Raw genomic sequence first — 5,925 nt, 5'->3', positions numbered from 1 at the left:
ATTATCAAATAATTAAATTCAGCCCCCACTGCATAGTCATTAAGGAGTGAGTCATGCCAAATCGTCGAGTTGGTAATAAATGCGCAGGATACGCACAGAGCTTTTATAAGCAGAATGGAAAAGCACAGCCTATTCTTATCTTGGCTATTGCACTTGTTGTTTTACTCGTGGCTGCCCAGCTGGCGCTACCAACATTAGTCAAAAACTACCTCAATAAAAAACTAGCCAATATGGGCAACTACAGTGCACATATTGAGGATGTCGATATTGCGCTCTGGCGTGGGGCCTATACCTTAAACACTATTAATATTGTTAAAACAGATAGAGATATTCCTGTGACCTTCTTTGAGTCACATAGCATCGACCTCTCAATTAGCTGGTCTGCACTCTTCCATGGTGCAGTGGTAGCTGATGTAGAGCTAATCGCACCTGAAGTACATTTTGTGGATGCAAATGATGAGAAGGTGCAAACAGGTGCAGGCACCGATTGGCGAGATATGTTGCAACAACTGCTACCGATTAGAATTGAACGTCTTGCTATAAAACAAGGAGAGCTTCATTTCCACAACTTTCAATCTGAGCCGCCCGTTCACCTTGTATTGAGCGATTTGAATGGACAGTTTACTGGTTTGAGCAATCGTGATGATGCCAAACATTCGGCATTATCTTTTGAAGGAACAGTGCTAGAAACGGCTAAGTTATCTATCGATGGAAAGCTGAATCCGCTTGGAAGATTTCGCAATTTTGATATTAAATTAAAAGTAGAAAATGTGGATGCCGTCAAACTCAATGAACTGACTGAAGCTTATGCCAACTTTAATATGGAGTCAGGTCAGGGTGAGTTGTTAATGTCCCTTAAAGCTGAGGATGGTCAGTTGAACGGCTATGCCCGGCCCATTTTAGATAACGTGACCATCTTAGATCTTAGTGAAGACAGTGATGAGGGACTCATTAATGTTGTGTGGGAATCAGTTATGGCCGCATTGGGACAAATTTTCCGTAATCAACCTAAGGACAGAATTGCTGCCGAGATTCAAATCAGTGGTAGCTTGGATCAGGAGAATATCAGTCCATGGCAAGCTTTCTTATCCATACTGCATAATGCTTTTGTGGAAGCCTACGATAAACAATTTCGACAAGAATAGTGTGTTTGTTTAGTGATAAACAGCTTAGTCTGCGTAACCACTGCCAATGGCTCGAAATGGCATTTTTAGTCCGAGTTCAGTAACTTGTAAGCCTACCCAGGCCGGAAAAGTGTTGCTATTCGGACCAGGAAATAAAGAATACTCATCTGCCCAAGGGTAATTGGCTACTGCGGTTTTAATTTCAGGAATCAATTCGGCGGCTTTATTTCCTTTTAGAGACAAGATTTTTTCGGCTCTGGCACCATACCAATAGGTGTCTGGTGTCGTGGTTTGAAACTCACGCAATGCAGGTAAACCACGTTTTACTCGCCAGCCCACCACTTCGTAGACCGTATATGTTGCCGCATTTTCTGGTTTTATTGCTATCCAGGAATGTACAGCGAACCAGCCACGCCAGCTAAACGCATCGGCAGCATAGACTTCGATAATGGCTTGTTTTTCTTTATTTGGATCAGCTGCAATGCCTGCTGGTTCACGGCTGGCCGTTCGCCAGTCCTGAGAGGTACAAGCACTCAAGGCGACCACCAACATAAAGGATGTCACAACATTAAGTAAACGTGTCATCACGACCCAAAGCTTGACTGGAATGTGGTAAAGAGATTTCAACGCGTAAACCGGTTTTTGTATTGGCAATATTTAACTCACCATTGAGAATATCGACGATGGCTTTGGTGATGCTCAAGCCCAGCCCGAAGTTACCTTTTTTCTTGTCATGCACGAAACGATTAGTGACATTGGGTAGTAACTCAGCATCAATGCCCCCTGCTTCATCCGTTATCTTCCAGGTCACAAAATCATCTTGTTCTGTCACCAGGATTGACACCGACTGTTCTGGCACCGAGAACTGAATGGCATTTTTTATGACATTTCTGATGGCAACAGCGACGAGTTCTTGTGGCAAAAATAAATCCTGATCGCTATGAATAATTTTATGAATTTCTACCTGACTTTCTTTGATCATAGAGTGAAGCGGCGTTAATGCTTTGCTAGTGATTTCACTAGCGCTGCTGCTTGCCGTGATCGCTGCCATCTGCTCGGCATCGAGCCTTGCCAGCATTAATAATTGATCAAGCAGTTCTGTTAGCTGTTTAACCGCCAGGTTGGCTTGTTTCAGATTGCAGTCCGCTTCCGCACCTTGTTTGAGCATGGCGACTTGTAGTTGGGTCGTAATGCCTGCCAACGGTGTACGCAGTTCATGAGCAGCATCTGCAGTAAAGCGACGTTCACTTTCCAGCACGGTTTTGACTCTAGCCAACAAAGCATTAAAACCGGCAATCACCCCCTTGACTTCACTTGGCACATCGTCAATTTCGATGGGTGTCAAACTGCTGCCCGTATGGGTATCAAAATGATCCTGTAGCTGTGTCATGGGTTTAAATACGCGCTGAATAATAAAATACAGAGAGATAATCAGCGTCAAAACAGCCAGTACCCAGGGAATCACTACCCCAATCAAGACGATATTAAAGAGTTGACGACGTTTATCCAGCTTCTCGGCAGTCGTGACTGAAATGCCGTGCTCGGTTAATTTGAATACGCGCCAGATAGTGCCATTATCCCGAACGAAGCTGTAGCCATCTTTGACAGAGGTTAAGACATCACGGTTATCATCTTCAGTGCTGATAATTAATTCGCCATCAATACGAGTGACATTACAGACAATGACCTCTGTATTTTCTCTATTTTTTTCTATTTGTTGAATCAGTTCATTGGTTAATGATGAGGATGGCTTTTCATTCTTTACATCGTATTGATGAACAATATGAGACAACATTTTTGCTGAGGCGGCTAAGCGATCATCCAGAATCTGTTTCACATCGCTTTTAATGGTGTGGTACATGAATGGACCGATAGCCAAACATAAAATACCGGTGACTAAAAATACCGACAGTAGGAGTTTATTTCTTAGGCTACCTTTCATTGTTTATCCACGGCTAAAAAGTAGCCTAAACGGCGTTCAGTACAAATGAGATCCGTACCCAGCTTTTTACGCAAATTATGAATATGTACTGCGACAGCGTTACTTGCCACGCCCTCAGCCCAGCCATAAAGTCTGTCTTGTAATTGTTCCGTGTTCACCACTTTTCCTGGTTGATGCATCAAGGCTTCAAGCACAATCAGTTCACTTTTAGATAACTTGACGGGAAGACCATTCGCTTTGACTTCACCTTTAGTGGGATTGAAACTAATGTGCTCGAAAGTCATCACATTATCTGCCCGGCCAGCGATACGGCGTGTGATGGATTGTAATCGCGCCACTAACTCATCAAAGTCGAAGGGTTTCGTCAGATAATCATCGGCACCAGCAGAAAGACCGGTGACTCTATCCGGGATAGCATCTCGTGCTGTCAGGATAAGTACAGGCAGTAATATTTTATTTTGACGCCACTTGGTCAGTAATGTCATGCCATCGTAATCTGGTAATGTTAAATCAAGTATCACGACATCATAGTTCACATGCTGAATAGCCTGATTGGCGGTATGAGCGTCTTTTACCCAGTCGGTGCTGTGGCCTAATGTTTCCAGCCCCTGTTTGATACCATCACCGACGATGTCATTGTCTTCAACCAGTAAAATATACATACATGATTCCCAATAATTACACACTTATTATGGTTATTAACATTAAGTGAATATTAAAAACGACATAATGTAGAGCTAATGTTTGACTCATAGACTTGATGTAAATTACACAGCTTCGTGTATATGTTGCTCTGATTAACTAGCCAGTAACCCAATTAAATTTTTTATAAGAGATGTTTACCATGCGAGTCATTCCTTTAACACTCATATCTGCTTTTTCGTTAATGTTAGTTGCTTGTTCCGAGCCTGAGAATCAACCTACTGAACAGGCTGCTCCCCCTCCTGTTGAGGTGGATGTGGCAATTCCACTTCAACATAAACTGACTGATTGGGATGAGTTTACAGGCCGTTTTGAAGCCATCAATAATGTTAATTTAAGAGCACGAGTAACCGGCTATCTCATCGAGAAGAAATTTAAGGATGGTCAACAAGTTAAGAAAGGCGATGTCCTGTATGTGATTGACCCTCGTCCTTTTCGTTATGAGCTAAAACAAATTCAGGCTCAGCATGAACTCGCCAAAAAAGAATTGGATCGCGCCCATCTGTTGCGTGAATCCAATGCGATTTCTCAGGAAGAAGTCGACAGACGTTTCCAGGAACTTCAAATTTCAGAAGCTTCATTGAATAATGCCAAACTACAATTAGGCTTCACAGAAGTCACTTCGCCCATCGACGGTAAAATCAGTGATAGCTACGTCGATATTGGCAACATGATTGAAGAAAATCAGACCATTTTGACCCGTATCGTCAGTACCAACCCTATTCACTTCCGATTTGAAGGATCGCAAGCTGACTTGCTGAAATACCTGCGTCTTGACCGTGCAGGGCAACGCCCCAGCAGCGATTCCAGTCCTAACCCTATCTATATCAAACTGATGGACGAAGATAAGTTCTACCACGAAGGCAAAATGCACTTTGTTGACAATGTGGTCGACAACGCCACCGGTACTATTCAGGCCACCGCAACAGTGAACAACGATGACGGCATTATTTACCCAGGTCTGTTTGGGCGTGCTCGCTTGTTAGGTCGTGCTAACTACGACGCCATACTGGTGCCCGAGAATGCCATCAATACAGATCAGGATAAAAAATTCGTCTATATCAGCGATGAGAATAATGCCATCAAACGTCAATATGTCACTGTCGGCAATCTACTTGAAAACGATCTGATTGTGGTCAGCACCGGCCTAACCGGTAATGAAAAAGTCGTTGTGAACGGTATTCAACGTATTCGAGCCAGTGGTCAGGAAGTGACACCTAATGTTGTCGAACTTGAGTGGAAGCCTCTCGATGTTTTAGGTAAGCAAGCCACTGAAGACACAACGAACATCTCAAAAACTGATAAGGAATAAGCGACTGTGAATTTTCCAAAATTCTTTATTGATAGGCCTATTTTTGCTTCGGTACTTTCCATTATCGTTGTCATTATTGGCTATATGGCCTATTTGAGTTTGCCTATTGAGCAATACCCACAAGTAGCCCCACCGACTATTCAAGTATCAGCAACCTACCCTGGTGCAACCGCAGAGACAGTGGCTGAAACGGTGGCAACACCGATTGAGCAGGAAGTCAACGGGGTTGAGGGCATGCTTTATATGTACTCACAATCCTCTGCCGATGGTTCAATGACGTTGAGCATTACCTTTGAGCTGGGAACGGATCTGGATACAGCCCAAGTATTAGTTCAAAACCGTGTCGCTATCGCTGAAGCCAAATTACCAGAAAGTGTCCGTGCTTTAGGTGTGACTACCAAGAAAAACTCACCTGATCTGATGATCGTTATCAATCTCTCCTCACCAGATGGCACCTACGATCAAAATTATCTCGCTAACTATGGCGTATTAAATATACGTGATCGTATTCGTCGTATTGATGGTGTGGGTGAAGTCCCTGTTTATGGTGCCTCAGATTATGCGATGCGTCTCTGGTTAAAACCTGACTTAATGCAGTCGTATGATATCGCGGCGGGTGATGTTATCTCTGCTATCCGTAATCAAAATGTTCAGGTCGCCAGTGGTACCTTAAACCGTGCACCACAACCCGATCAGAACTATTACGAGTACATCGTCCAGACACAAGGTCGATTAACGACACCAGAAGAGTTTGGTGAAATCATTGTTAAAGCCAGTGATGATAGTCGTATTGTTCGACTACGTGATGTGGCGCGAATAGAACTAGCAGCTCAGGATTACATCAC

At 43.4% G+C, this 5,925-nt stretch carries 6 protein-coding genes; 3 read left to right on the top strand and 3 right to left on the bottom strand.

Annotated elements, in window-relative coordinates:
* Positions 1–53 precede the first annotated feature (53 nt).
* A complete protein-coding gene (locus B4K20_RS12075) occupies positions 54–1,145 on the top strand; it encodes a DUF748 domain-containing protein (protein ID WP_289283060.1) in 1,092 nt (363 codons plus the stop codon).
* A 24-nt stretch (positions 1,146–1,169) separates the two neighbouring features.
* Here B4K20_RS12075 and B4K20_RS12070 read toward each other — a convergent pair whose 3' ends face one another.
* Genes B4K20_RS12070 through B4K20_RS12060 form a run of 3 tightly spaced genes read right to left on the bottom strand, consistent with a single transcriptional unit; the run spans position 1,170 to position 3,728 of the window.
* Positions 1,170–1,709: a DUF3750 domain-containing protein gene (locus B4K20_RS12070; protein ID WP_289283059.1), complete on the bottom strand. Its 540-nt coding sequence runs from the start codon at positions 1,707–1,709 to the stop codon at positions 1,170–1,172.
* Positions 1,693–3,066 carry an ATP-binding protein gene (locus tag B4K20_RS12065; RefSeq protein ID WP_289283058.1) on the bottom strand — a complete coding sequence of 458 codons (1,374 nt, stop codon included), beginning with the start codon at positions 3,064–3,066 and terminating at the stop codon, positions 1,693–1,695. The genes B4K20_RS12070 and B4K20_RS12065 overlap by 17 nt, the downstream gene beginning before the upstream one ends.
* Positions 3,063–3,728, bottom strand: coding sequence for a response regulator (locus tag B4K20_RS12060; protein WP_289283057.1), 666 nt, complete (start codon positions 3,726–3,728; stop codon positions 3,063–3,065). The genes B4K20_RS12065 and B4K20_RS12060 overlap by 4 nt, the downstream gene beginning before the upstream one ends.
* Positions 3,729–3,910: 182 nt before the next feature.
* On the opposite strand from B4K20_RS12060, the gene B4K20_RS12055 reads away from it, so the two are divergent.
* Together B4K20_RS12055 and B4K20_RS12050 are read left to right on the top strand one after the other, a co-directional pair.
* A complete protein-coding gene (locus B4K20_RS12055) occupies positions 3,911–5,080 on the top strand; it encodes an efflux RND transporter periplasmic adaptor subunit (protein ID WP_286304611.1) in 1,170 nt (389 codons plus the stop codon).
* A 6-nt stretch (positions 5,081–5,086) separates the two neighbouring features.
* The coding region (locus B4K20_RS12050) for an efflux RND transporter permease subunit (protein WP_289283056.1) at positions 5,087–5,925 on the top strand (839 nt) is incomplete at its 3' end.

The sequence above is a fragment of the Methylophaga sp. UBA5088 genome (genome assembly GCF_002414625.1).
Taxonomy (GTDB): Bacteria; Pseudomonadota; Gammaproteobacteria; order Nitrosococcales; family Methylophagaceae; genus Methylophaga; species Methylophaga marina.
The sequence above is the reverse complement of the archived record's forward strand: the minus strand, read 5'-3'. Positions and strand labels throughout refer to the sequence as shown.

What these genes read in the sequence shown, in the direction of transcription:
- B4K20_RS12055 (WP_286304611.1), top strand. Translation starts at nt 3,911, where the DNA reads ATGCGAGTCATTCCTTTAACACTCATATCTGCTTTTTCGTTAATGTTA.
- B4K20_RS12060 (WP_289283057.1), bottom strand. Translation starts at nt 3,728, where the DNA reads ATGTATATTTTACTGGTTGAAGACAATGACATCGTCGGTGATGGTATC.
- B4K20_RS12070 (WP_289283059.1), bottom strand. Translation starts at nt 1,709, where the DNA reads ATGACACGTTTACTTAATGTTGTGACATCCTTTATGTTGGTGGTCGCC.
- B4K20_RS12065 (WP_289283058.1), bottom strand. Translation starts at nt 3,066, where the DNA reads ATGAAAGGTAGCCTAAGAAATAAACTCCTACTGTCGGTATTTTTAGTC.
- B4K20_RS12075 (WP_289283060.1), top strand. Translation starts at nt 54, where the DNA reads ATGCCAAATCGTCGAGTTGGTAATAAATGCGCAGGATACGCACAGAGC.